Below are 25,350 nucleotides of genomic sequence, written 5' to 3' on the forward strand. Positions count from 1 at the left end.
CTTTGCGATGAACCTTCTTCACCCCCGCGTCTACCTGAGCCTGGCGGCGTTGTCGCTGTTGTTGATCATTCCGTTCTCGGCAGGCTCCAACTTTGTCTTTCACCTGTTCATCCTGATCTGCAGCTATGCGGCGCTGGCCAGCGCCTGGAACATCGTCGGTGGTTTTGCCGGCCAGCTGTCGCTGGGCCATGCCGTGTTCTATGGCACCGGAGCCTACGTCAGTACCCTGCTGTTGCTGCACTTCAACCTCAGCCCCTGGCTAGGTATGTTCATCGGCGCGGCGGCCAGCACGGCACTGGCGGTGCTCATAAGCTGGCCGTGCTTCCGCCTGCGCGGGCCATTCTTTGCCTTGGCGACCATCGCCGTGCTCGAAGTGGTGCGCCTGCTGGTGATCAACCAGCATGACCTGACTGGCGGTGCCACCGGCCTGGCCGTGCCGCTCAAGCTCGGTGCCGAGTGGATGCTGTTCCGCGCCCGCTGGCCGTACCTGCTGATCGCTTTTGGCTTTCTGGCAATCACCTTGCTGGTGTCCTGGAAACTCAAACACTCGCGGCTGGGCTATTACCTGATCGCCGTGCGCGAGCGCGAGGACGCCGCCCAGGCAGTTGGGGTCAACGCGGTCAAGGTGAAGCTGATCGCGGTGGTGTTGTCGGCCGCCCTGACCAGCCTGATCGGCAGCTTCCACGCCATGTACCTGACCTTCATCGAGCCGGGGGCAATGTTCTCGCTGGAGCTGTCGATCCAGATCGCCATGTTCGCCCTGATCGGGGGGCTTGGCACCTTGTCCGGCCCGCTGATCGGCACCGTCATCGTGCTGCCGCTGGCGGAACTGGCACGGGGTTGGCTGGGCGATGCCGGCAGTGGCGTGCACGGCCTGGTCTATGGCCTGGTGCTGGTGGCCTTCGTGCTGACGATTCCGCAGGGCTTGGTCGGGCGATTCGGTCTGCGCATCGCTGCCTGGGTCGACCGCTTGCCCGGTGGCCAACCCTCTACCACCGGGCCCGATACGGCTACGCCTGCAACGCCAGCGGCGCCGGGTAAGCCCTCGCCCACCATCGGCCAGCCGATTCTGGTCGCCGAGCACCTGCACAAGTACTTCGGCGGCCTGCACGCCACCAACGATGTGTCGCTGACCTTGAACGAAGGTGAGATCGTCGGTGTGATCGGCCCCAACGGTGCCGGCAAGACCACCGTGTTCAACCAGTTGTCCGGGTTTATCCAGCCGTCCTCCGGCAGCGTCAAGGTACGCAGCGCCGATGGCCAGTGGATAACCCCGGCCACACCGGCGCAGTTCGCCGTGGCCGGCATTGGCCGCACCTTCCAGATCGTGCAGCCGTTCGCCGACCTGAGCGTGTGTGAAAACATCATGCTCGGTGCCTTCATGCATACCCGCGACCCAGCCGAAGCCCGCCAGATCGCCACGCAAGTCGCCGCGCTCACCGACCTGGGCGCACTACTCGACACCCGCGCCAGGAACCTCACCGTCGGCGGCATGAAGCGCCTGGAAATGGCCCGCGCCCTGGCCTCCCGGCCGCGCGTGCTGCTGCTGGACGAAGTGATGGCAGGGCTCAACCCCACCGACGTGGCCAAGGCCATCGAAATTATCCGCCGCGTGCGTGATACCGGGGTCAGCGTGCTGATGATCGAACACATCATGCAGGCGACCATGACCCTGTCCGACCGCATCGTGGTGATCAGCACCGGCGCCGTGCTCATGGACGGCGACCCGCAGGCTGTAGTCAACAACCCGCAGGTCATCGAGGCTTACTTGGGCAAGGAGTACAACCATGCTGCAGCTTGACAACATTCATGCAGGCTACGGCAACACCGAAGTGCTGCGGGGCGTATCACTCGAGGTCAAGGCCGGTGAAGTGGTGACACTGGTGGGCGCCAATGGGGCCGGCAAGACCACCACCCTGCGCAGCCTGTGCGGCCTGATCAAACCCAGCCAGGGCACCATCCACTTTGACGGACGGTGCCTGGACGGCAGCAGGCCTGACCAGATCGTCGACGCCGGCATTACCCTGGTTCCGGAGGGCCGTCAGCTGTTTCCGTTCATCAGCGTGCGCGACAACCTGCTGATGGGCGCCTACAAGAAAGCCGCCCGGCCAGCGGTGAAGCAACGCCTGGAGCAGGTGCTGGAGCTGTTCCCGCGGGTGCGCGAGCGGCTGGAACAACACGCTGGCTCGTTGTCGGGAGGGGAACAGCAGATGGTGGCCATCGCCCGCGGGCTGATGGCCGACCCCAAGCTGCTGATCTTCGACGAGCCCTCCCTGGGGCTGTCGCCACTGCTGGTATCGCAGGTATTCGGGATTATCGACAAGATCCTTGCACTTGGTACCACCGTGCTGATCGTCGAGCAGAACATCGTGCACACCCTGCGCGTCGCGCACCGCGGTTATGTGCTGGAAAACGGGGCTATCACCCTGACCGGCAGCGGCCAGGAACTCTTGGACAACCCGCATGTGAAGCGGGCTTACCTTGGCCTTTGAAGGAAACCAAATACCATGGGTAACACAATGCACCTGATTGACCACCGCCCGGGTGGCAGTGCCGATTGCCTGCGACTGACTCAGGCCGCCATCCCCACACCCGCCGCCGATGAAGTACTGATCAAGGTGGCCTACGCCGGCGTCAACCGCCCGGACGTGCTGCAGCGTTCGGGCAACTATCCGCCGCCTGCGGATGCATCGCCATTTCTCGGGCTGGAGGTTTCTGGCGAGGTCGTGGCCGTCGGCAGCGCCGTGCAGGCGCTGAAAGTCGGCAGCCTGGTCTGCGCCCTCACCCCTGGCGGCGGTTACGCCGAATACTGCTGTGCACCCGCCACGCACTGCCTGCCGCTACCCCACGGCCTGTCGTTGCTGCAGGCGGCTGCCCTGCCGGAAAACTACTTCACGGTGTGGACCAACCTGTTCGACCGCGGCCGGCTGGGCCGCGGTGAAACCTTGCTGGTACACGGCGGCTCCAGCGGCATCGGCCTGACCACGATCCAGCTGGCCAGCCAGTTCGGCGCCAAGGTGCTGGCCACGGCCGGCAGCGAGGAAAAGCTTGACGCCTGCCGCCAGGCCGGCGCCAGCCTGGCAATCAACTACCGCAATGAGGACTTCGTCGAAGCTGTGAAGGCCTATACCAGCGGCCGTGGCGTGAATCTGATCCTCGACATGGTCGGTGGCAGCTACATGCAGCGCAACATCGACGCACTCGCCATCGAAGGCCGGCTGGTGCAAATCGCCTTCCTCGAAGGCAGCCAGGCCGAACTGAACGTGATGCCCATCATGCTCAAGCGCCTGACCTTCACCGGCTCGACCCTGCGCGCCCGACCCGGGGCGGAGAAGGCGGCCATCGCCATCGCCCTGCAAGAGCATGTATGGCCGCTACTGAGCGCCGGAGCCTGCCTGCCGGTGATACATGCCACCTTCCCCTTGGCGCAAGCCGCCCAAGCCCACGCACTGATGGAAAGCAGCCGCCATATCGGCAAGATAATGTTGGAGATCAAGCCATGATTGAAGGTCGTCACAACGGCAGGAAGGTTCTGGTATCGGGCGCTGCCAGTGGTATTGGTGCGGCGATTGCCCTGCGTTACTGCCAGGAAGGGGCGACGGTCGCACTGCTCGACCTCAACCCACAGACGCTGCACGAACAAGGGGAAGCCCTGCGCGCGCAGGGCTTCAAGGTGGCATGGCAAGCGGCGGATGTCGGCGACTTCGACCAGTGCCAGCAAGCCTGTACGCGACTGGCCGAAGCAGTGGGCGCCATCGACACGCTGGTCAACAATGCCGGCATCTCCCCCAAGCATGATGGCAAGCCTGCACCGATCTGGCAGATGACGGCCGAAGAATGGCAACGGGTGGTGGCCGTCAACCTCAACGGCGCATTCAACCTTTCACGCCTGCTGTCGCCACAGATGGTCGAGCAACGCTTCGGGCGCATCATCAGCATGTCATCGGTGGCCGGTAGCGCCTACCTGCCCCTGGTCGCCGCCCATTACAGCGCCACCAAAGCGGCGATCATCGGCTTTACCAGACACCTGGCCGGCGAGCTGGGCGAATACGGCATCACCGCAAACGCCCTGGCACCGGGGCGCATCGAAACGCCATTGTTGAAAACCGTTGCCCTGGCGGCCAACGAGGCGGTGATTGCCGACACGCCCTTGCTCAGGCTGGGGCAGCCTTGGGAGGTGGCTGACGCAGCATGCTACCTGAGTGCGCCCGAGAGTGCGTTCATCACCGGCCAGGTGCTGGATGTGGCTGGTGGCTGGTTGATGCGTTGATACCCCTGGCCAATTTCATGGCAAGCCTCAATGGTACCCCTCGCCGTCCTTGACCTTGCCGCGGAACACGTAATACGACCAGGCCGAATAGCCGAGGATGAACGGGATGATCAGCAGCGCACCGACCAGGGCGAAGCCCAGGCTCTGGGGCGGCGCTGCGGCTTCCCAGAGGGTGAGGCTGGGCGGCAGCACATACGGCCAGATGCTGATCACCAGACCGGTGAAGCCGAGGAACACCAGCAGCAGCGACCAGACGAAAGGCCCGGCATGCGGTGCGCCGCGCAACGACCTGAGGATCGCCCAGGTGGCCACCAGCACCAGCACCGGTACCGGCAGGAAGAACCAGAAGTTCGGCAGGCTGAACCAGCGCTCGAAAATGGCCGGGTGGGTCAGTGGCGTCCAGATGCTGACGATCAGCATCGCCGCCACCGTCGCCAGGGTAATCGGTGAGCACGCGCGAATGATGCTGGCCTGCAACCGGCCTTCAGTCTTCAACACCAGCCAGGTGGCGCCCAGCAGCGCATACGCCACCACCACCCCGACCCCGCAGAACACGTTGAACGGTGTCAGCCAGCTCATCACACCGTTGGTGGCCACGCCATCGACAATCGCATGCCCTTCGATGAACGCCCCCAGCATCACCCCCTGGAAAAACGCCGCCGCGTAGGACCCGCCCGTGAACGCCTTGTCCCAGAACGGCTTGTGCGCCTCATCGGCCTTGAAGCGGAACTCGAACGACACACCACGCCAGATCAACCCGGCCAGCAGGCCGAGCGCGGGGATGTACAGCGCACTGAGCAAGATGGCGTAGACCTTGGGGAACGCCGCCATCAACCCTGCCCCACCCAGCACCAGCCAGGTTTCGTTGCCATCCCACACCGGCGCCACGGTGTTGACCATGGTGTCGCGGTGGTCGCGGTCGGTAATGAACGGAAACAGGATGCCGATACCCAGGTCGAAACCGTCCATGATGACGTACATCATCACGCCAAAGCCGATGATCAGAAACCAGATCAGCGGAAGATCAATACCCATGACAACGTCTCCGGTCAGTCAGTGTAATTGGGCGAATTTGGATACAGCGGGTCGTCCACTGCCGACAACGGGCGGGCGGGCCGCTGGTTGGCCGTCACCGGCTGCTCATGGTCGTCGTGCGCCTGCGGCCCCTTGCCCACCAGGCGCAGCATGTAGGCGACGCCAGTGCCGAACACCCCGATGTACATCACCACCAGAACCACCAGGCCCACCGACAAGGTCAGCGCCGAATGGTCTGAAACTGCGTCCTTGGTACGCATCAGGCCGTACACCACCCAGGGCTGGCGGCCAATCTCGGTGACGTACCAGCCGGCCAGCAAGGCCACCAGGCCCGAGGGCCCCATCCACAGGGCAAACCGCGCCAGCCCCCGTGACGCGTACAAGCGTCCACGCCAGCGCTGCCAGGTGCCATACAGGCCAAGCACGACCATCAGCAGCCCCAGGCCGACCATGACCCGGAAGCACCAGAACAGGATGGTCGCGTTGGGCCGGTCCTCTTTCGGGAAGTCCTTCAGCGCAGGGATCTGCCCGTGCAGGCTGTGGGTCAGGATCAGGCTGGCCAGGTTAGGGATCTCGACCTTGTAGCGGGTGGTTTCGGCCTCCATGTCCGGGATGCCAAACAGGATCAGCGGCACGCCCTGCCCCGGGGTGTTGCTCCAGTGGCCTTCTACTGCGGCAATCTTCGCGGGCTGGTGCTTGAGCGTATTCAGGCCATGCACGTCACCGATCAGCACCTGCAACGGCGCAGTGAACAGCAGCATCCACAGGGCCATCGAGAACATCCGCCGCACCGCCGGGGCGTTGTTGCCGCGCAACAGGTGCCACGCTGCCGAAGCCCCGACGAACAACGCGGTCGACAGCATTGCAGCCGTGACCATATGGGCCAGGCGGTACGGGAACGATGGATTGAAGATGATGGCGAACCAATCCACCGGCACCACCACGCCATTGATCACTTCATGCCCTTGCGGTGTCTGCATCCAGCTGTTCGATGCCAGGATCCAGGTGGCGGAGATCATCGTGCCCACGGCCACCATGACGGTAGCGAAAAAGTGCAAGCCCCGGCCGACCTTGTGCCAGCCGAACAGCATCACCCCGAGGAAGCCCGCTTCAAGGAAGAAGGCCGTCAGCACCTCGTAGGTCAGCAACGGGCCGGTGATGCTGCCAGCGAATTGCGAGTAGAAACTCCAGTTGGTGCCGAACTGGTACGCCATGACCAGCCCCGAGACCACGCCCATGGCGAAGTTGACGGCGAAGATCTTCGACCAGAAGTGGTACAGGTCGAGGTAGGCGTTGTCTTTCTTCCACAGCCACAAACCTTCCAGAACCGCCAGGAATGCCGCAAGGCCAATGGTGATGGCCGGGAAGATGATGTGAAAGGTAATGGTGAAACCGAACTGTATACGCGCCAGCTCCAGGGCTGTAAGGCTGAACATGGCTATGCCTCGCTCCGTTGGGAAAGACGTTGCAGCAGGGTGCGTGGACGGGCCTGGTGATGGGCGGCCGCGGCGTCCTGCCAGCGCTGCGCCGGCACGCTGGCAGGAATCCGTACGCTGGTGAACCCGCACTGCAACAACATGGCGAACTGGTCGGGCAGCAAAGGCCCGGTGGCGCGCAGGTCACCGCTGAAGCCGTGGCGCTCGCGCAGCAGCCTGGCAAGGGTGAAGCCGCGGCCATCACGTGACCTGGCGAACTCGACCACGATCAATCTCAGGTGGCCGAGCAACGGCAGCACCTGCACCGGGTCCTGGTCGGCGGCCAGCCACAGGCCTTCAGCCGGTTGGCCAAAACGCATGTGGTAGTCATCCCAGTGCTGCGGCTGCAGCACGGTTTGCGGGGCGTAGGTCGGCAGCGTTTCACCCTCCAGGTAGTGCCAGCTGTCAGGCTGAACCCGGCCATCACGATCAACGAGCATCACGCAACACCTCCTTGAACGGCTCGATACCGACGCGGCGATAGGTATCAAGGAAGCGCTCGCCGTCCTCGCGCAATCGCAGGTAGATGCCAACGATCGCCTCGACGATGTCGGGCACCTCCTCGAAGGGCACCGAACGGCCCAGGATGGTCCCGACCGCAGCGTCCTCTTCGGCGCTGCCGCCCAAGGTGATCTGGTAGTTTTCGTGGCCGGCCTTGTCCAGGCCGAGGATGCCGATATGCGCCACATGGTGGTGGGCGCAGGCATTGATGCAGCCGGAGACATTGAGTTTCAGTTCGCCGATGTCCTGTTGCCGGGCCGCGTCGAAACGCAAGGCGATGTGTTGGGCAACCGGCACTGAACGGGCAGTGGCCAGGCTGCAGTAATCCATGCCCGGGCAGGCGATGGCGTCGGACAACAAACCGATATTGCTGGTCGCAAGCCCGGCCTGGCGCAAGGCCTGCCATACGCTGTACAGGTCGCCCTGGCGGATGTGCGGCAGCACCAGGTTCTGCTCGTGCGACACGCGAATCTCGTTCAGCGAGTAGGCCTCGGCCAAATCGGCCAAGGTGAGCATTTCCTCGGCGCTGATATCGCCGGGGATGCCACCTGGTGGCTTCAGCGAGATGACCGCGCTGATGTAGCCACGCTGTTTGTGCGGGTGGGTATTGGTGCGTACCCAGCTGGCGAACGCGTTGTCGTCGGCCCGCGCACGCAGGAAGCTGTCACACAACCCGGGCAGCGCCTCGAAGGCCGGCTGCACGAAGCGGGCACGGATACCTTGGACGATGGCCGGCTCCAGGTACTGGTGATCCGCCGGCAGGCTGGCGAACTCGTGCTCGATCATTTCAATGAAACGGCCGGGCTTGAGCTCGCGCACCAGTATCTTGATGCGCGCCTTGTACAGGTTGTCGCGCCGGCCCAGGGCGTTGTAAACCCGCAGGATGGCTTCGACATAACGCAGCAGTTCGCGCTCGGGTAACCACTCCCGCACTCGGGTGCCAACAATCGGCGTACGCCCCAGGCCGCCCCCGGCATACACCTGGAAGCCCACTTCACCCTGCCCATTGCGCTGCGCCAGGATGCCGATGTCGTGGAAGCGCACAGCGGCACGGTCTTTGGGGCTGCCGGTAATGGCGATTTTGAACTTGCGTGGCAGGTAGGTGAACTCCGGGTGGTCGGTGGACCACTGGCGCAGGATCTCGGCATGCACCCGAGGGTCCAACACTTCATCCTCGGCAGCCCCGGCAAAGTGGTCGGTGGTAACGTTGCGGATGCAGTTGCCGCTGGTCTGGATGCAATGCAGGTCGGCATCGGCCAGTACCGACAGGATTTCTGGCGTATCGGCCAGGCGCGGCCAGTTGAACTGGATGTTCTGCCGGGTGGTGAGGTGGCCGTAGCCCTTGTCATAGGTGCGAGCCACATAGGCCAGCTGGCGCAGCTGCACTGCGCTCAAGGTGCCATAGGGGATGGCCACGCGCAGCATGTAGCCGTGCAATTGCAAGTACAGGCCGTTCATCAGCCGGTACACCTTGAACGCCTCTTCGTCCAGCTCGCCGCTCAAGCGGCGGGCAACCTGCTGCTCGAACTGGCGGGCGCGGTCCTTGAGAAACTCACGCTCGAACGGGTCGTATCGGTACACCCCCGCCTGCCCCGCCGCCACCGGCAGCAGCGGGCGCTCGCCCTTGCCACCTAGCGGCGACGTGCCTGCGGCCTGCTTGCCGAGGTCGCTGCGTACTGACGGGCCACGCGAGCGCAACCGTTCACGCAGGCTTTTCGGCTCTGGCAGGCCATCGACCAGCCAGGCTGCACAAGGCGTCGGCGCAACCACCTGGTTGGCCCTTACGGCAGCCTCGGCGGCGAGGGTTGCCGGTACCAGCGTCTGCGTATCGAAGGCGCCGGCCTGTTGCAGTGTCTCTACCCATTCGTGCCTGGCATCAAGCCAGACCACAGCCCCATCGTCGAGGCGATTGGCGCAGATCAGATGACAGTCATCCATCAAACATCTCCATGACTGGCAGCCCGGAAGCGCTTATCGTTGCAACCCTGCCGCGCCGTTCCGGTGCACATCAAATAAACCATACGCTTTCCATATTGTATGGATTTGTTAACAACCGTATGTCATGATATTCCTATGTGTATGGACTGACAACCGGGAGGAAAATCTATGCCTCTTGCCGAAAAGCCAAGAGAAGCTGCTCAAATGCGCTGGACAAAGCCTTTCAAGCCAAAATCAGGCCCGAGATACATACAGATTGCAGACATGCTCGCAGAATCCATACAGTCTGGAATTTTGCAGGACGGCGAACAAATTCCACCGCAACGTGCACTGGCTGCGCACCTTGGTGTCGACCTGACCACAGTGACCCGGGCGTATGCCGAGGCTCGCGACCGTGGCCTGATTGCCTCCTACAGTGGCCGCGGCTCGTTCATCCTGGGCGCCCGCGAAACGATGACGCCGGCAGCCATCGACCTGACCATGAACATCCCGCCGCAGCCGGCCAATGGCTCGATGGCACAACTTGTGAGCGCCGGGATTGAGCAGGTGCTGCAACGCAACCGCATCGAAGCACTGTCGCCCTATCAGGACGAACCGACCACCCGCTCGCTGCTGCAGGCGGCACAGGGTTGGCTGAAACCGGCATTGGGTGACCTGGACAGCCGCGGCCTTGCCCTCTGCTCGGGTTCGCAAGCGGCCATCTTTGCCATCCTCAGCACTCACACCCGCGCGGGCGATGCCATTCTCTGCGACCCACTCACCTACCCCGGCCTGCTGCTGGCCGCCCGGCAACTGGGGCTGCGCATTGTCGCGGTGGCCAGTGATGCCGACGGCATGCGCCCTGACGACCTGGAGCAGGCCTGCCAGGAAAGCGACGCGCACCTGCTGTACCTCAACCCCACGTTCCACAACCCCACCGCGCACACCATGCCCGCGGCCCGGCGCCAGGCAATTGCCGAGGTGTTGATCAAGCGCGGTATCACGCTGATCGAGGATGATCCTTACCGTTATCTGCTCGACGACGCGCCGGCGCCCATCGCCTGCCTGACCGGGGGCGCCAATACGTACTACCTGGCGTCGCTGTCCAAGTGCCTGTGGCCAAGCCTGCGCACAGCCTTTGTGCTGCCACCGCGTGGCGACGACGGGCAAAGCCTGCTCAATGGCTTGCGCGCATCGAGCATGGGCTGCTCGGCCTTGCTGCTGGCGCTGGTCGAACAGTGGATCCGCAGTGGCACCGCCAGGGAGCTGGTCCAGGAAATCCAGCGCGAAGCCCGCGCCCGGCAGCATCTGGCACGCACGCTGTTGAGCCATGAGTTCCAGGCCCACCCCACCGGGCTGCACCTGTGGTTGCAGCTGCCAGCGCACTGGCACCAGGAACGGTTTACCCAGGCCCTGGAGGATGTGGGGGTGAGCGTGGCTGGTGCGGACTCGTTCAGCGTGGCAACGCAGGGGCCGGATGCCGTGCGCATCTCGCTGGGCGGGGCACCGGACCAGGCCATGCTGGGGCAGGCGTTGCGCAAGGTGGAGGGGTTACTGAAGGAAGACCGCCGCCGTGGCGGGCGGGCGTTTGTGTAAAGGGGTGATCAGGCGTCAAAAGTTCTACAAGTTATTGCTGCAGCGAACTTTTTCCCGTTTGCCGGTCTATGTGTGAGGCACAGAAAGGTAGCGGCACGCGAGACAAGGTTCGCCCCACACCTGCTGGCCAGATGGCTCAATTGTTATCAGAGGTTGGCTTCGCTCATGAAAATACATGTCGCAAGGTTGGTGCTGCTCGGCCTGTTCTCGTTCGCGGCGGTGGGCACGGCATCGGCAACACAAATGAGAGCACCGGTGGCACCGGCGCCGGCCGTTCAGTCACCGTTGCAGCCTGCCGGCAACCCCTGGTCGAGGGTGGCCAGCGTGGCCGATGCACAGCCGGCCACGCTGCTGGCGCACGACGACGATCGCTGGCATGACCACAGAAGCGACGGGCGCCGTGAGCAGTGGCGGCGCGAGCAAGCCCGGCGGGACTGGGAGCGGCGGCGTGACTGGGAACGGCGCCGCGATTGGGAGCGCCGCCATGAGCGTGCCCTGCACCAGCGTCACCATGACGAGCACCGTTACTACCGCCGTTGAAGCCGACGCGATCCCTGTAGGAGCGGCCTTGTGTCGCGATCGGGCCGCAAAGCGGCCCCACAATTTCAATATTGATGCATAGATCGCAGGGGCCGCTCTGCGGCCCGATCGCGACACAAGGCCGCTCCTACACGGTCCGTTTCAATCGGCCAGCTGAGGCGTATCCCCCGACGCCTCTGCCTCCATCTTCAAGCGGTCAGCCTTGCAGATGTACTTGGGCTTGCGCGGTGCCAGTTTGGCATTGGCCTTTTTGGCATGCGCCTCCAATAGCTGCTTGATCTTCTTGCGACGGTTCATAATCCACAGGGCCTTTCAGTGCAGTTTTGCTGACCACATCATACCCGTGTGGCCTGCGCATTGCGCCAGTAAACATGGCGCCGGGTTACCCGCCGGCCCCTATTCCTCGCCACCTTGACGTTATTTTCACACGCCGCAGCTTAGCGTCACGCCCTTTCCGGTCACGGGCACATCCGCTGGCCGCCAAGGTACGACGAGGCATACGTGTCACACACTACATCCCCCGCCGCGCACACGCGCGTGGACTGGGCCGGCCTGGGCTGGCTTTTGCTGTTCTTCTGGTACTTCTCCGGCGTCACCCAGGCGTTGCTGTTGTTCAGCGGGACTACCGGCTTCGCCGGTTTTCGCGATGCGTTCTTCCTCAGCAGCCTGTGGCTGGCCCCGGTGCTGCTGCTGCCCCGCTTCACCCGCGCCACGGCGGCAGTCATCGGCCTGGTGCTTTGGGCTGCATCGTTGGTGGGCTTGAGCTACTTCGGCATCTATCGCCAGGAGTTCTCGCAAAGCGTCATCTTCGTGATGTTCGAGTCCAATACCGCCGAAGCCGGTGAATACTTCAGCCAGTACTTCAGCGTGTGGCTGGGCCTGGCGCTGCTGTTGTACACGCTGGTGGCGGTGCTGCTGTGGAAGCGCGTGCGCCCGGTCACCCTGCCCCTGCGCAGCCGCCTGCCAGTGGTGGCGCTGTTGCTGGTCGCCAACCTGGTGTACCCGTTCTACAAGCAGATGGTGACCCAGGAGCGCAACTTCGCCGATGCTGCCGAGAAAGTGCAGCAGCGCATGGAGCCTGCAGTGCCCTGGCAACTGCTGGTCGGCTACCGTCAGTACCTTCAGCAACTGGACAACATGCAGAAGTTGCTGGCGCAGAACGCCGCGTTGCCGCCCCTGCAAAACCTGCGTGACAGCAGCGGTACGGCGCCACGCACCTTGGTGCTGGTGCTGGGCGAGTCCACGACCCGCGAGCACATGCACCTGTATGGCTACAACCGCGACACCACCCCCAACCTCGACGCGCTGGCCGCCAGCGACAAGGGCCTTACAGTGTTCCGCGACGTGGTATCGCCACGCCCGTACACCATCGAAGTGATGCAGCAGATCCTCACCTTTGGCAACGAGCAAAACCCGGACCGCTTCCTCACCGACCCGTCGCTGATCAACCTGATGAAACAGGCAGGCTACAAGACGTTCTGGATCACCAATCAGCAGACCATGACCAAGCGCAACACCATGCTGACCACCTTCTCGCAGCAGACCGATGCGCCGGTCTACCTGAACAACCAGCGCAACCAGAACGCCAGCCAATACGATGACGTGGTGCTGGCGCCGTTCGAGAAGGCCCTGCAGGACCCTGCACCGAACAAGTTCATCATCGTGCACCTGCTGGGCACGCACATGGACTATCGCTTCCGTTACCCGAGCGACTACGCGCACTTCACCGACAGCCAGGGCGTGCCGAGCAAGCTGACGCCAGACCAGGTAGAAACCTACAATTTCTACGACAACGCGGTGCGCTACAACGATTACGTGGTATCGAGCCTGATCAAGCGTTACTCGGCCGGCAGCCCCAATGGTTTCCTGCTGTACCTGTCCGACCATGGCGAAGACGTGTACAGCTCCGGCAACCACGACCGCCTGGGGCGCAACGAAGGCGCGCCGACCCGGCCGATGTACACCATCCCGTTCCTGCTGTGGACCTCGCCCAGCTGGCAGGCCGAGCACCCACGTGATTTGCAGGCCATGGCCAACCGCGCTTACAGCAGCTCGCACCTGATCCATACCCTGTCCGACCTGGCCGGCCTGAGCTATGACCGCTTCGAGCCGGCCAAGAGCCTGGTGAGCCCGCAATTTGTGGTGGCACCACGCTGGATTGGTGACCCGTACCGCAAGGATGGCTTGCGCGAGTTCGACCACCTGCCGCTGGACAAGCCCGAGCGGGTGCAGGAAACGGCCAGTAGCGACAAAGATCACGCAGGCAAAAGCCTGGACTGATTGTTGCGCGGTTGAGATTGCCGGGGCGCTTTGCGCCCTTTCGCGACACAAGGCCGCTCCGACAGGGGATCGCATCAGCCTGGGCTTGCGCAATCCCTTGTAGGAGCGGCCTTGTGTCGCGATGGGCTGCAACGCAGCCCCCAGCGCCCTAAACCTCTCGTCACATAAATTAAATTTAAATTGATTTTAAATTAAGCGTCACCCACGCTCTGCCCATCTTCCTGGCTTGCAGAGTACCCACCATGCCCGCAGCCCCCCGAGAACCCCGCAAGGACGGCGCCGTCACCCGTACGCGCATCCTCGAAGCCGCCGGCGAACTGTTCGCCGCACTCGGCTATGCCGAAACCAGCAACAAGGCCGTCGCGGCCAAGGCCGAGGTCGACCTGGCCTCGATCAACTACCACTTCGGCAGCCGCAATGGCCTGTATCTGGCCGTGCTCGACGAGGCCCGCCAACGCTTCCTCGACCTCAGCGACCTGCAACGCATCACCCAGGGCAGCCAAGCACCGGCCGAAAAGCTGCGCGTGCTGGTGGAGCTGGTGGTGCACAAGGCCACCCAGGCCCGGGACAACTGGCACCTGCGGGTACTGGCCGCAGAAATCCTCGCCCCCAGCCCCCATGGCCAGGCGCATCTGCAGGCCGCCGCACCCCTGCGCCTGTCACTGCTCAAGGGGCTGTTCAGCGAGGTCAGCGCCATCCCCATCGACGAGCCGGCCCTGACCCGCTGCATCCTGTGCGTCACGGCGCCCTGGGCAATGTTGCTGATCGGCCCGCGCGGCGGCTCCGGAGCGCTGCACGAGATTTTGCAGATGCCCAGCGAGGCCGTTGCAGCGCAACTCTACCGGTTTGCCCTGGCGGGCCTGCAGGACGCTGGCCAGCAGCATGCCCAGGCCCACGCCACACCCCGTTGAGGTACGCCCCGTGCAACCTGTATCCACTGATAGCTCCCCCGCCACAACGGACGCGCACACCTCCATCCCGCTGCTGCTGGCAGCCCTGATGCTGGTGATGTTCCTGGCCGCCCTCGACCAGACCATCGTCTCGACCGCGCTGCCGACCATCGTCAGCGACCTCGGCGGGCTGCGCTGGCTGTCGTGGGTGGTCACCGCCTACCTGCTGGCCTCCACGGTGGTGGTGCCGCTGTATGGAAAATTCGGTGACCAGTTCGGCCGCAAGCGTGTGCTGCAGGTGGCCATCGTGCTGTTCCTGCTGGGCTCGGCCTTGTGTGGCGCAGCACAGGACATGGCCCAGCTGATTGCCTTCCGTACTCTGCAAGGGCTGGGGGGCGGCGGTTTGATGGTGGTGGCGATGGCCGCCATCGGCGATGTCATCCCGCCTGCCGAACGCGGCCGCTACCAAGGCCTGTTCGGTGGCGTGTTCGGCCTGGCCACGGTGGTGGGGCCGCTGATCGGCGGTTTCCTGGTCGAGCAGCTGTCGTGGCACTGGATCTTCTACATCAACCTGCCCCTGGGCCTGCTGGCGCTGCTGGTGATCGGCAGCGTGTTTCGCCCGCACGTGGCCCTGGTACGGCATACGGTGGACTACATCGGCGCATTCTTCCTTACCGTGGCACTGGCTGCCCTGGTACTTATCACCAGCCTCGGCGGCAGCCTGCTGGCGTGGCAGTCGCTGGACATGCTGTGCCTTTTGCTGTTTGCCCTGATCGGCCTGGTTGGCTTCGTCCTGGAACAGCGCCGGGCTGCCGAGCCGATCATGCCGCTGCACCTGTTCCGCCACCGCACCTTCGTGCTTGCCGGGCTGATCGGCTTCATCGTCGGGGTGTCGCTGTTCGGCGCAGTCACCTTCCTGCCGCTGTACATGCAGGTGGTGAAGAACGCCACGCCCACCAGTGCCGGGCTGCAGATGCTGCCACTGATGGGTGGCCTGCTGGTGGTGTCGGCGATTACCGGGCGGCTGATCAGCCGCTGGGGGCGTTACCGGGTGTTCCCGATCCTCGGCACCCTGCTGCAAGTCATTGCCTTGGGCCTGCTCAGCCGGCTGGCGCTGGACACCCCCATGGCGCTGATGAACCTGTACATGGGCTTGCTGGGTGCCGGCCTGGGTATGGTCATGCAGGTGCTGATCCTGGCCGTGCAGAACAGCGTCGAGTTACGCCACATGGGCGTGGCGACTTCCGGGGCCACGTTGTTCCGCTCGATTGGCGGCGCCATTGGTGTGTCGCTGTTCGGCGCCTTGTTCTCGCACAGCTTGCTGGGCGGCCTGGGCAGTGACTTCGCCGCCAGCGCCGGGGGTGCCGCGAGCCTTTCTCCGGCCGCCGTGCATGCCCTGCCCGGTGCCCTGCAGCACAGTTACCTGCAGGCGTTTTCCGGGGCAATGCAGGGTGTGTTCCTGCTGGCCGGGGTGATCACCAGCGTGGCTTTCGCACTGTCGTGGCTGCTGCGCGAGGTGCCGCTACGCAGGGCCACGCACGGGTGAAGACTGGTCGGCACGCCTTCAGGCAGATGGCGGGCAGCTACCCCGACCGGCACTGCCCCGCACCGCCTCTGCCAACTTGCGCAGGTTGGCCTGGTGCGCATTCACCAGGCTGGTGATGCTGTTGTCAGCCACAGTCTGCACCGCGGTGCGGCAGGTCAGCTCGGCCTGCCCCACCCGTTTCAGGCGCCACACGGCGTCCAGCGAGGCATAGCGCCCGGGCACCGTATCGAAGCGCTGCACATCCACCCGCAGTGCCGCATTGCCGCCACCCGCAGGCCCACCCAGCTGGTCCTGCAAGGCGCTGCGAAACTCGTCCACCAGGTTGGCACCCCACCATTCTGTCTCCAGAATGGCCAGGCCACTCTGCCCTTGGCGCACCACCAGTTGCGGGCGGTCCACCTGGGGCGGCACGACCACCCGGGTCACCCGGATGTGCTGCCCGCTGTCACGCATCGGCTCGTTCGGCACCAGCGTGTGGTAGTTGTTCGGCGTACTGCTGCAGCCCCCGAGCCACACCAGCAGGCTGGCCACACACACATTGCGCAGTCGTTGCATCGGCTGTCTCCTCAGGGTTCAAGCTCTGCGGCCCCGGCCGCTTTCGGCCGCCCGCGAATCAGCGACTCGGGGTGCCGGCCCAGGTAATCGGCAAGGTCACGCAGCGAACGCGACATGCGCTCCAGCTCGTCCAGCGTTTCACCCATCCGCTCGCGCTGCGGCGAGTCCTCGGAAATGGCCGCATTGGCCGTGCGCAGGGTCTTGTGCACTTCATCCAGCGCCACTTTCACATCCGGCAGCGTCTGGCCATTGAACTGTTTGAGGCTGGCGCGCAGCTCACGCAGGCTGCCGTCCAGGTTGCCGGCGATGCTTTCCAGCGGCAGCTTGGCAATGCGCTCGACCACCCGCTGCAGTTGCTCCTGCAACTGTTCCAGGCTGCCCGGCAAGGTGGGGATGGTGATGGGGTTGGCGGCCATGTCGAAGGCCACCTTGGGGGTATCCGGGTAAAAATCCAGGGATATGAACATCTGCCCGGTGATCAGGTTGCCGCTACGCGCCTGGGCCCGCAGCCCGTGCTCGACGAAGGTGCCGATCAGCCGCCGCGCCCCATCCACATCGCCCTCGGTGTGCTTGAACACTGCCAGCATCTTGCGGTGCACCGGCCCCAGCCGCTGTGGGTACACCACCGCATCGACCACCACCGGGAAGGACTGCCGCTCGGCATCGTAGTCAAGCTTGATCGAGGTGACCCTGCCAAACTCCACGCCCTTGAACTCCACCGGCGCACCCACCGACAGGCCGCGCATGGCCTGGTCGAAGCGCAACTGCAGGTATTGCGCCTGGCCATTGGGCGGGGCCAAGGCGGAGTCCCGGTCGGCAAACAGCTGGAAGCGGGCCTGGTCGGCAGCAGGCTCGGCCTGCGGGGCAAAATCGGGCGAGCCAAAGGCCAGCCCGCCCACCAGGATCGATGACAACGATTCGGTATCGACTTTCAGGCCATTGGCGCCAATTTGCATGTCGACGCCACTGGCATTCCAGAAGCGGCTATCAGCGGTGACGAAACTGTCGTAGGGGGCCTGCACGAACACGCCAATTTCCACCCCTTTGCCATCGTCCTGCAGGGCAAAGGACACCACCTCGCCCACCGGGATCTTGCGGTAGTAGATCGACGAGCCGACATCCAGCGAACCCAGGTCGCTGGCGGTGAGGAAGAAACGCTTGCCCTTTTCGTCGAAGGTAATAGGCGGCGGCAGTTCCAGGCCGACAAAGGACTTTACCGGTACTTTCGATTCGCCGGAATCAGCCCCGATGAAACTGCCCGACAGCAACGTATCCACCCCGGAAATCCCGCCCACGCCAATGCGCGGGCGCACCACCCAGAAACGCGCGCCCTGAGTGGCGAACGCGCGGGCATCATCGGTCAACTGCACCTTGGCGACCACGCTTTTCTTGTCATCGGCCAAGTCCACCGTCGTGACTTCGCCAATCACCACGCTGCGGTACTTGACCTGGGTCTTGCCGGCCACCAGCCCCTCCCCCGAGTGGAAGGAAATGGCAATGACCGGGCCCTGCTGCATCCAGTTGCGCACCACCAGCGAAGCGCCAATCAGGATTGCCAGGATCGGCACGATCCACACCAGCGACACACTCCAGCGCCGGGTGCGTACCTCAACCTGGCCTGCGCCCTCGCGCTCGTCAGTCTGCTGCCCCATCAGTGCGGCCTCCCCTCGTTGGCATGGCTATCCCAGATCAGGCGTGGATCAAAGCTCATCGCAGAAAACATGGTCAGCACCACCACCATGCCAAAGAACAGGATGCCCACCCGCGGCTCGATGGTGCCCAGCCCGCGCAGTTGCACCAGCGCCGCCACCAGCGCCACCACCATGACATCGAGCATCGACCAGTACCCGATCAGCTCGACGAAGCGGTACAGCTGTGAGCGCTGCCGGCAGGCCCAGGTGGAACGGTGCTGGACGGTGAACAGCAGCAGGCCGAGCGAGAAGAACTTGATGGCAGGCACCCCCACGCTGGCAATGAAGATGATCAGCGCGATGTCCCAGGCGCCGGCCTTCCAGAACTCCAGCACACCACCCCCAATAGTGCTTTCGCTGCCACTGCCAAGCATTTCGGTGTGCATCACCGGCAGCAGGTTGGCCGGGATGTAGAACACCAGCGCAGCCAGCAGAAAAGCCCAGCCCCGAGCGATGGCATTGGCCTTGCGCCGGTGAATGGCGGCGCCGCAGCGCGTGCACGTGTGTGCGCCACTGCGCAGATCACAGGCCTGGCCGCAGCCATGGCACAGGCGCAGCCCCAGTTGGTCGGCGTTGGCCGGGTAATTCATACCTGCACCCACAAGTCGCGAATGTCCTTGCCGGCAATATGGATGATCAGCATGCTCAGCGCCGCCAGGGCCACCAGGCCGATGCCGGGGATCACATCGAGCAGCCCGGCCAGCTTGATCACTGCCACCATGGCCCCCAGCAGGCACACTTCCAGCATGCTCCACGGCCGCAGGCTTTCCAGGCCGCGCATGCACAGGGCAAAACCGGGGGCACGCTGGCCGGCCAAGGCAAAACTCAACACCCAGCACAACATGGCAATTTGCAGCACCGGGGCAAAGATGATCGACAGCGCCATGACCAGGGCGATGAAGGTGATGCTGCCGTGGCTGAGGATCTGCACCGCATCCCATAACGTTGCCGAATGGGTGAGGCCCTGCATACCGATGGTCATCACCGGGTAGGCATTGGCAAACACCAGCAGGATGCCGCCGGTCACACTCAAGGCCAGCCGCTGCTCGATGGTCAGTGACGTATGCCGGTACAGCACGCCGCCACAGCGCTGGCAAAGGGCGCGCTGGTGCTTGAGCAAAGGCGCACGCTGGTACACCGTGTCGCAGTACTCACAGATGATCAGATCCTGGGGCTGGGTCATGGCGTGTCCACGGTTAGCCCGACGTGAGGGTCACATGCAATGGCGAACTCTGTTATCCGGTGTAGACCATGCAGATAAATACGCCATCCCCAACCGATGACGGACTATCCTGTGAAACGGGCTTTCTGCCCGGTGGAGGTGTGCCATGCGTACATTCACGTGGAGTTACCTGCTGGTGCTGCTGTGTGCGGCATCGGCAGCCCAGGCGCAGTCGGTAGTGCCGCTCAAGGGCCAGAGCAGCCAGCAGATGCAACTGGACATCAACGATTGCAATACCGTCGCTACCAACGCCGCGAACAGCACCGCGACGTCCAGCGAAGCCCATGTCGGTGGCCGGGTGCGTGGTGCGGCGGCAGGTGCCGCGGCCGGTGCCGTGGGCGCGCAAGTGCGCGGCAACCAGCACGAGGAGCTGTATGACCGGGCCAGTGACGATGCCAAACAGCAATACCGGCAGAACCGTGCCGGCGAAACGGCCGCTGCCGGTGCGGCGGTCGGCGGCATGCGCCAGCGTCAGGACCGGCGCCAGGATCGGCGCAGCGAAGGCGAGGCCAAAACCCAGGCCCATGCCAGTGCCTACAGCGGTTGCCTGCAAGGGCGCGGCTATCAGATCAATCCGTGATCAGCGGGCACGCCATGCCCCTGGATGTACAGCATGGCGTGCCGCTTTCAGAACTTCGCCAGCTCTTCCCGACAGAACTCGACGAACAATTGCGCAGGCTTGGTCAGTTGCACCCGCTTCAACCACGCCGCCGCCAGCCCCGACAGCGCCACCGGCTCGGCGATATCCAGCAGGGCCAGGCGCTGGCCGTCGTAGGTGTATTCCGAATGCGGTCGGGTCACCAGCAGCGAAAAACCGAAACCCTGCCCGACCATGCCCCGCACCATCTCGATCGACGGTGAGCTGAAGACGATGTTCGGCGTCAGGCCCATCTCGTTGAACAGGCTGACGAAGTAGGTACGGCTAGGGGCCACGTCCAGCAGGATCATCGGCTCCGGGCACAGGTCGCGCAGCGATACCTGGGCCTGGCCGGCAAAGCGGTGGTTCTCCGGCAGCAGCACGTAGGGCTTTTGCGGCGGCATCAGCGGCTCGGCTTCGATGGTGCCGTCCAGGTCATGATCGTAGAGAAACGCCAGGTCGAACGTTCCGGCAGTCAGGCCCTGTATCAGCTCTTGCTGCTCGCCGTCGCGCAGGCGGATATCCACACCTGGGTAACGCTGGCGAAAGGCGGCGATCAGGCGCGGCAGATACAGCGGTGCCACGGTTTCGAAACAGCCGATGTCGATCTGCCCGGCGACGGTGTCGTTGTCAGCCAGGGCGTTCTGCTCGAACTCGTGGGCCATCTGCAGCAGCGATCGGGTCTTGGCGTAGAAGCGCTTGCCGCTGGGCGTCAGCGACACGCCCTGGGCGTGGTGGCGAATGAACAACTGCACGCCGAAGCTTTCTTCCAGGCTCTTGATGGCCGTGGAAATGGACGGCTGGGCGATGTACAGCTGGCGCGAGGCCTCGGCAACGCTACCGGCCTCCACGGTGGTGACGAAGTACTTGAGTTGTCGCAAGGTATAGGCAGCCACGGGCACCTCTTTGACGCCGGTTTGGGCGCGCAGGGATCATGCCTGACACTTTAACCCCGCTCGCTAGCGGACGGGGGCCAGGTGATGAAGGATTTACCTATGGCTTGAGAAGTTTTTTTGTAGAGCGATAACCCGAGCCCGGGAACAGCTGCTGGCCAAATACTCCCGAACGTCTTTACTGATACCCAACGGCCTCAGCATTACGGTGTACGCCTATGAAGATCGTGGTCACCAGCATTCTCGTCGACGACCAGGCCAAGGCCCTGGCCTTCTACCACTACGTACTCGGTTTCGAGCCCAGGCACGACATTCCCATGGGCCGGCACCGCTGGCTGACCCTGACCTCGCCCAACAATCCCAATGGCGTCGAACTGCTGCTGGAGCCAGACGCGCACCCGGCGGCCAAGGTGTACAAGGCCGCCCTCAAGCAGGACGGCATCCCCGCCACTTCGTTTGGCGTACGTGATATCCAGGCCGAGTACACACGGCTGTGTGCAGCGGGCGTGCAGTTCACCCAGCCGCCCACCGACATGGGCCCCGTCATCGTGGCCGTGTTCGATGACACCTGTGGCAACCTGATCCAGATCGCCCAGAAACACTGACACCCCACGCGCACCAATAAGGAAAACAGATGCGCCACGAATTCAGCGAAGTACTTAACGACCTGGTCGATTACTTTCTGCTTGGCGATATCCAGCTGCTCGAGCGCTTCAAGCAAGAACATGCGCTACCGGACGACCTGGCCTACGCCTTCACCCATGGCGACAGCGGCGACAAGGCGGTGCACGAAGGCATCGTGCTGCCGCTGGCCGGGGTCGACAACCTGCCCTACCGCATTCTGTTCACCCTCGATGGCCACACCCCGGCCCTGCGCGAAGCCGGCAGCCGCCTTAAGCACCGGCGCAATGGTTATGTGCTGCGGGTCGAGCACGGGGCGGTGATGCTGTACACCTGGCGCATTTTGCAGCATTTCACGCCCAAGACCCTGGGAGACCTGATTGCCCGCTACCAGGTGCCGGGGCGGCCGATCATCGAGCTGGACAATGGCTGGTATGACGTGGAGGTGCTGGCGGGGGCGGTGGTGCGCGACGGGCTGTACGAGCCGGCGTTCGAGTTCGTGTTGAAGAAGCGCTGGAGCCGGGGTGAGGCAGCGGGGGTGGATACCGGGTATGCCTTTGGCCTGCGTGGCTACTTCGACTGATTGATGGCCTGTGCCGGCCTCTTCGCGGGCTTGCCCGCTTGTATGGTTAGACTTGAAGGGGTGGTGGGACTAAATGCCCGATTCTGACTGTTCACAGCAGTACAGACCGTGGGAGACATCGCCCCACCCCTTCCACCAAAGCGCCGATAAAGAATGCATCGTTTGCAAACGACGATAGAAGCAAGCCAGCGCCTCTTGGTGAAACCCCTTCAAGCCAAAAAACCATAACGTGAGGAGGCTCCCGTGGCAATGCAGGCTGGCAAATTGATCGTGGGTGCGGATGTCGCGAAAGCAGAGTTAGTGATTCATCACGATGATCGCGATGAGATCATCAAGGTGAAAAATACCAAACCGGAAATCAAGAAATGGCTGAAGCAACAGCCTCTCAACACGGCAATTGCTGTTGAGGCGACCAATGTTTACCACCTGGACTTGGTTGAGCTGGCCCATAGCCTGGGTTTCGAGGTCTATGTCATTGATGGGTTCCAACTGAGCAACTACCGCAAAAGCGTGGGTGTGCGGGTAAAAACGGACCCCTCTGATGCTCGGTTGTTATCCCGATTTTTGAAAAACGAGGGGGAAGACCTCCGCCCTTGGACTCCCCCTCCCGCCGTCTACGGCAAGCTTCAGAGCCTTCTGCGACGCCGAGCGGCCTTGGTGACTGCCCGCACGGCGATGACTCAGAGCTGGGCTAATGAAGCCCTCTTGAAAGCCGCCTTCCAAACCTTTGTAAAATCGATAGACCGGCTGGATTTGTTGATCCAAAAGAAAATTAAAGAAGTGCTGCGCGAAGCTGGGCTGCACGAGCAAGTTGCTCGCTGCCAAGCGGTAGAGGGCATTGGGTTTCTCACCGCCACTGCCTTGGTAATGGCCTTTATGCGGGGCGAGTTCAAGAGCAGTGATTCGTACATTGCATTCCTGGGAATGGATCTACGAGTGATTGATTCTGGGCAGAAGAATGGACGTCGCCGCCTGACCAAGCGAGGCTGCTCAGAAATCCGTCGTCTGTTGCATAACGCGGCGATGTCAGCCAGCCGGACGGCCACTTGGAAAGGGATCTACGAACAACATCGCAATGCGGGTAAAGCAACAACCCAGGCGTTGGTAATCCTGGCCAGAAAGCTTGCGCGAGTGGCATTCGCCCTGATGAAGAATCAGGACGAATATGTCTCCAAAGGTGGGAAACCGGCTTGCTGAAAACCATAGAATCTCCCACAGGTACAACACAGTCTGTGAGAGCGGGCTTGCCCGCGAAGAGGCCGGCACAGCTGCCCCATCAGTTGATATCCCGGTCCTTGGTTTCGGGCAGGAACAGGATCCCCAACACCGCGGTCATTACCGCGATCACGATCGGGTACCACAAGCCGTAATAGATATCCCCGGTAGCCGCCACCATGGCGAACGCAACCGTCGGCAGGAAGCCGCCGAACCAGCCATTACCGATGTGGTAAGGCAGCGACATCGAGGTGTAGCGGATACGCGCCGGGAACAACTCCACCAGCCAGGCGGCGATTGGCCCGTAGACCATGGTCACGTAGATCACCAGGATGGTCAGCAACAGCAGCACCATCGGGTAGTGGATCTTCGCCGGGTCGGCCTTTTCCGGGTAGCCTGCTTCTTTCAACGCACCACTCAAGGTGGCGGTAAACGCCTCGCTCCGCACTTTGAAGTCCGCTGCGGCCATGCTGCTGCCTTCAAAGCTCGGCAGTACCCGCTCACCAATACGAATCTGCGCCACGCTGCCAGGTTCGGCTGCCTGGTTGGTATAGGGAATGGCGCGCTTGGCCAGCTGGCTCTTGGCAACGTCGCAGGAGCTGGTGAATTTGGCCTTGCCCACCGGGTCGAACTGGAACGCGCACTGGTCAGGGTCAGCCACCACCACGACCGGATTCTGCTCCTGGGCGACGAACACGTCCGGGTTACCGTACTCGGTCAGCGCCTTGAAGATCGGGAAATAGGTCAGCGCAGCGATGATGCAGCCGGCCATGATGATCTTCTTGCGGCCAATGCGGTCGGACAGGCTACCGAAGATGATGAAGAACGGCGTGCCGATCAGCAGCGAACCGGCAATCAGCAGGTTGGCCGTCTGTGGCTCGATCTTGAGCGTCTGCAACAGGAAGAACAACGCATAGAACTGCCCGGTGTACCACACCACGGCCTGGCCGGCGGTACCGCCCAGCAGCGACATGATCACCACCTTGAGATTGTCCCAGCGGGCGAACGACTCGGTCAGCGGTGCCTTGGATGACTTGCCTTCGGCCTTCATCTTCAGGAACACCGGCGACTCGTTGAGCTGCATGCGGATATACACCGAGATCGCCAGCAGCAGGATCGACAGCAGGAACGGTACCCGCCAGCCCCAGGCCTCGAACACCTCGGTACCCATGACCGTGCGACAGGTCATGATCACCAGCAGCGACAGGAACAGCCCCAGGGTCGCGGTGGTCTGGATCCAGGCGGTGAAGAAGCCGCGTCGGCCCTTGGGCGCATGTTCAGCCACATAGGTGGCCGCGCCGCCGTACTCGCCACCCAGGGCCAGGCCCTGCAGCAAACGCAGGGTGATCAGGATGATCGGCGCAGCCACGCCGATCGCGCTGTAGCTGGGTAGCAGGCCCACCAGTGCCGTAGACAGGCCCATGATCACAATAGTGATGAGGAAGGTGTGCTTGCGCCCGATCATGTCGCCCAGGCGACCGAACACGATAGCCCCGAACGGCCGTACTGCAAAACCGGCAGCGAAGGCCAGCAAGGCGAAGATGAACGAGGTGGTTTCATTGACACCGGCAAAGAAGTGCTTGGCGATGATCGCGGCCAGTGAACCATACAGGTAGAAGTCGTACCATTCGAACACTGTGCCCAGGGACGAGGCGAAGATGACCTTGCGCTCCTCCTTGGTAATGCCGCGTTGGGGCGCGCTACTGCCCGTGGATGCGCTGTCGATAACCGCCATGGGTTGCCTCCGTCTTGTCGTCAGGCAGGCCGGAGCACCTCACAGGGAGTCAGTCACACCCCTTTCACCGTCGCACCCAGGCCCTAGGGCTTGCTTTGGTTGCGCGAAGCACGACGAGGCGGGCCGCCTCGGATCGCAGCAAGGTAAC

General features: G+C 63.3%; 24 protein-coding genes. 13 read left to right on the forward strand and 11 right to left on the reverse strand.

Going from position 1 to position 25,350, the window contains the following annotated elements; translation table 11 throughout:
- Window positions 1-7: 7 nt before the first annotated feature.
- From N805_RS11550 to N805_RS11565, 4 genes are read left to right on the forward strand one after another with little or no spacing between them, the layout of a single operon-like run.
- Window positions 8-1,801: an ABC transporter permease subunit gene (locus N805_RS11550; protein WP_028613571.1), complete on the forward strand. Its 1,794-nt coding sequence runs from the start codon at window positions 8-10 to the stop codon at window positions 1,799-1,801.
- Window positions 1,788-2,492, forward strand: coding sequence for an ABC transporter ATP-binding protein (locus N805_RS11555; protein WP_028613570.1), 705 nt, complete (start codon window positions 1,788-1,790; stop codon window positions 2,490-2,492). Before N805_RS11550 ends, N805_RS11555 begins: the two co-directional genes overlap by 14 nt.
- Before the next feature lie 15 nt (window positions 2,493-2,507).
- Window positions 2,508-3,503 (forward strand): NAD(P)H-quinone oxidoreductase, encoded by a 996-nt coding sequence (locus N805_RS11560; protein ID WP_028613569.1) that lies wholly within the window; start codon window positions 2,508-2,510, stop codon window positions 3,501-3,503.
- Window positions 3,500-4,270, forward strand: a complete 771-nt coding sequence (locus N805_RS11565) for an SDR family oxidoreductase (RefSeq protein ID WP_028613568.1) — start codon at window positions 3,500-3,502, stop codon at window positions 4,268-4,270. Before N805_RS11560 ends, N805_RS11565 begins: the two co-directional genes overlap by 4 nt.
- A 27-nt stretch (window positions 4,271-4,297) precedes the next feature.
- Here the strand turns inward: N805_RS11565 and cydB are convergent, their stop codons facing one another.
- Genes cydB through N805_RS11585 form a run of 4 tightly spaced genes read right to left on the reverse strand, consistent with a single transcriptional unit; the run spans window position 4,298 to window position 9,219 of the window.
- Window positions 4,298-5,305, reverse strand: coding sequence for a cytochrome d ubiquinol oxidase subunit II (gene cydB, locus N805_RS11570; protein ID WP_028613567.1), 1,008 nt, complete (start codon window positions 5,303-5,305; stop codon window positions 4,298-4,300).
- 14 nt (window positions 5,306-5,319) lie between these two features.
- Window positions 5,320-6,741, reverse strand: coding sequence for a cytochrome ubiquinol oxidase subunit I (locus N805_RS11575; protein WP_028613566.1), 1,422 nt, complete (start codon window positions 6,739-6,741; stop codon window positions 5,320-5,322).
- Window positions 6,742-6,743: 2 nt separating this feature from the next.
- Window positions 6,744-7,220 (reverse strand): DUF934 domain-containing protein, encoded by a 477-nt coding sequence (locus N805_RS11580; protein ID WP_028613565.1) that lies wholly within the window; start codon window positions 7,218-7,220, stop codon window positions 6,744-6,746.
- Complete coding sequence (locus N805_RS11585) at window positions 7,210-9,219, reverse strand: DUF2849 domain-containing protein (RefSeq protein WP_028613564.1); 2,010 nt, start codon at window positions 9,217-9,219, stop codon at window positions 7,210-7,212. The genes N805_RS11580 and N805_RS11585 overlap by 11 nt, the downstream gene beginning before the upstream one ends.
- Before the next feature lie 264 nt (window positions 9,220-9,483).
- Between N805_RS11585 and N805_RS11590 the strand changes: the two genes are divergently transcribed.
- Window positions 9,484-10,794 (forward strand): PLP-dependent aminotransferase family protein, encoded by a 1,311-nt coding sequence (locus N805_RS11590; protein ID WP_230685717.1) that lies wholly within the window; start codon window positions 9,484-9,486, stop codon window positions 10,792-10,794.
- A gap of 165 nt (window positions 10,795-10,959) precedes the next feature.
- On the forward strand, window positions 10,960-11,334 hold the full coding sequence (locus N805_RS11595) for a hypothetical protein (RefSeq protein WP_028613562.1): 375 nt from the start codon (window positions 10,960-10,962) through the stop codon (window positions 11,332-11,334).
- A 141-nt stretch (window positions 11,335-11,475) separates the two neighbouring features.
- Here N805_RS11595 and N805_RS29825 read toward each other — a convergent pair whose 3' ends face one another.
- Complete coding sequence (locus N805_RS29825) at window positions 11,476-11,631, reverse strand: DUF2986 domain-containing protein (RefSeq protein WP_016500341.1); 156 nt, start codon at window positions 11,629-11,631, stop codon at window positions 11,476-11,478.
- A gap of 204 nt (window positions 11,632-11,835) precedes the next feature.
- On the opposite strand from N805_RS29825, the gene N805_RS11600 reads away from it, so the two are divergent.
- The 3 genes from N805_RS11600 (at window position 11,836) to N805_RS11610 (ending at window position 16,050) form a co-directional block, all read left to right on the forward strand.
- A complete protein-coding gene (locus tag N805_RS11600) occupies window positions 11,836-13,614 on the forward strand; it encodes a phosphoethanolamine transferase CptA (protein ID WP_080956798.1) in 1,779 nt (592 codons plus the stop codon).
- A 242-nt stretch (window positions 13,615-13,856) separates the two neighbouring features.
- Window positions 13,857-14,525: a TetR/AcrR family transcriptional regulator gene (locus N805_RS11605; protein WP_046811321.1), complete on the forward strand. Its 669-nt coding sequence runs from the start codon at window positions 13,857-13,859 to the stop codon at window positions 14,523-14,525.
- Between the two features lie 10 nt (window positions 14,526-14,535).
- Window positions 14,536-16,050 (forward strand): MDR family MFS transporter, encoded by a 1,515-nt coding sequence (locus tag N805_RS11610; protein WP_028613559.1) that lies wholly within the window; start codon window positions 14,536-14,538, stop codon window positions 16,048-16,050.
- An 18-nt stretch (window positions 16,051-16,068) separates the two neighbouring features.
- Here the strand turns inward: N805_RS11610 and N805_RS11615 are convergent, their stop codons facing one another.
- Genes N805_RS11615 through N805_RS11630 form a run of 4 tightly spaced genes read right to left on the reverse strand, consistent with a single transcriptional unit; the run spans window position 16,069 to window position 19,479 of the window.
- Window positions 16,069-16,605 carry a PqiC family protein gene (locus tag N805_RS11615; RefSeq protein WP_028613558.1) on the reverse strand — a complete coding sequence of 179 codons (537 nt, stop codon included), beginning with the start codon at window positions 16,603-16,605 and terminating at the stop codon, window positions 16,069-16,071.
- Between the two features lie 11 nt (window positions 16,606-16,616).
- The gene (locus tag N805_RS11620) at window positions 16,617-18,257 is read right to left on the reverse strand and encodes an intermembrane transport protein PqiB (RefSeq protein WP_028613557.1); all 1,641 of its coding nucleotides are present in this window, start codon (window positions 18,255-18,257) and stop codon (window positions 16,617-16,619) included.
- Window positions 18,257-18,886 carry a paraquat-inducible protein A gene (locus N805_RS11625; RefSeq protein ID WP_028613556.1) on the reverse strand — a complete coding sequence of 210 codons (630 nt, stop codon included), beginning with the start codon at window positions 18,884-18,886 and terminating at the stop codon, window positions 18,257-18,259. Before N805_RS11625 ends, N805_RS11620 begins: the two co-directional genes overlap by 1 nt.
- A complete protein-coding gene (locus N805_RS11630) occupies window positions 18,883-19,479 on the reverse strand; it encodes a paraquat-inducible protein A (protein WP_028613555.1) in 597 nt (198 codons plus the stop codon). Before N805_RS11630 ends, N805_RS11625 begins: the two co-directional genes overlap by 4 nt.
- A gap of 145 nt (window positions 19,480-19,624) precedes the next feature.
- Between N805_RS11630 and N805_RS11635 the strand changes: the two genes are divergently transcribed.
- Window positions 19,625-20,098, forward strand: a complete 474-nt coding sequence (locus tag N805_RS11635; RefSeq protein ID WP_028613554.1) for a YMGG-like glycine zipper-containing protein — start codon at window positions 19,625-19,627, stop codon at window positions 20,096-20,098.
- 47 nt (window positions 20,099-20,145) lie between these two features.
- Here the strand turns inward: N805_RS11635 and N805_RS11640 are convergent, their stop codons facing one another.
- Window positions 20,146-21,051: a LysR family transcriptional regulator gene (locus N805_RS11640; RefSeq protein WP_016500346.1), complete on the reverse strand. Its 906-nt coding sequence runs from the start codon at window positions 21,049-21,051 to the stop codon at window positions 20,146-20,148.
- A 215-nt stretch (window positions 21,052-21,266) separates the two neighbouring features.
- Between N805_RS11640 and N805_RS11645 the strand changes: the two genes are divergently transcribed.
- The 3 genes from N805_RS11645 (at window position 21,267) to N805_RS11655 (ending at window position 23,449) form a co-directional block, all read left to right on the forward strand.
- Window positions 21,267-21,653 (forward strand): VOC family protein, encoded by a 387-nt coding sequence (locus N805_RS11645; protein ID WP_028613553.1) that lies wholly within the window; start codon window positions 21,267-21,269, stop codon window positions 21,651-21,653.
- 29 nt (window positions 21,654-21,682) lie between these two features.
- Window positions 21,683-22,252, forward strand: coding sequence for a hypothetical protein (locus N805_RS11650; protein ID WP_028613552.1), 570 nt, complete (start codon window positions 21,683-21,685; stop codon window positions 22,250-22,252).
- Window positions 22,253-22,495: 243 nt separating this feature from the next.
- Window positions 22,496-23,449, forward strand: a complete 954-nt coding sequence (locus tag N805_RS11655; protein ID WP_028613551.1) for an IS110 family transposase — start codon at window positions 22,496-22,498, stop codon at window positions 23,447-23,449.
- 79 nt (window positions 23,450-23,528) lie between these two features.
- Here N805_RS11655 and N805_RS11660 read toward each other — a convergent pair whose 3' ends face one another.
- On the reverse strand, window positions 23,529-25,202 hold the full coding sequence (locus N805_RS11660) for an MFS transporter (protein WP_019473837.1): 1,674 nt from the start codon (window positions 25,200-25,202) through the stop codon (window positions 23,529-23,531).
- Between the last annotated feature and the right edge of the window lie 148 nt (window positions 25,203-25,350).

The organism is Pseudomonas putida S13.1.2, from assembly GCF_000498395.2.
GTDB classification, from domain to species: domain Bacteria; phylum Pseudomonadota; class Gammaproteobacteria; order Pseudomonadales; family Pseudomonadaceae; genus Aquipseudomonas; species Aquipseudomonas putida_Q.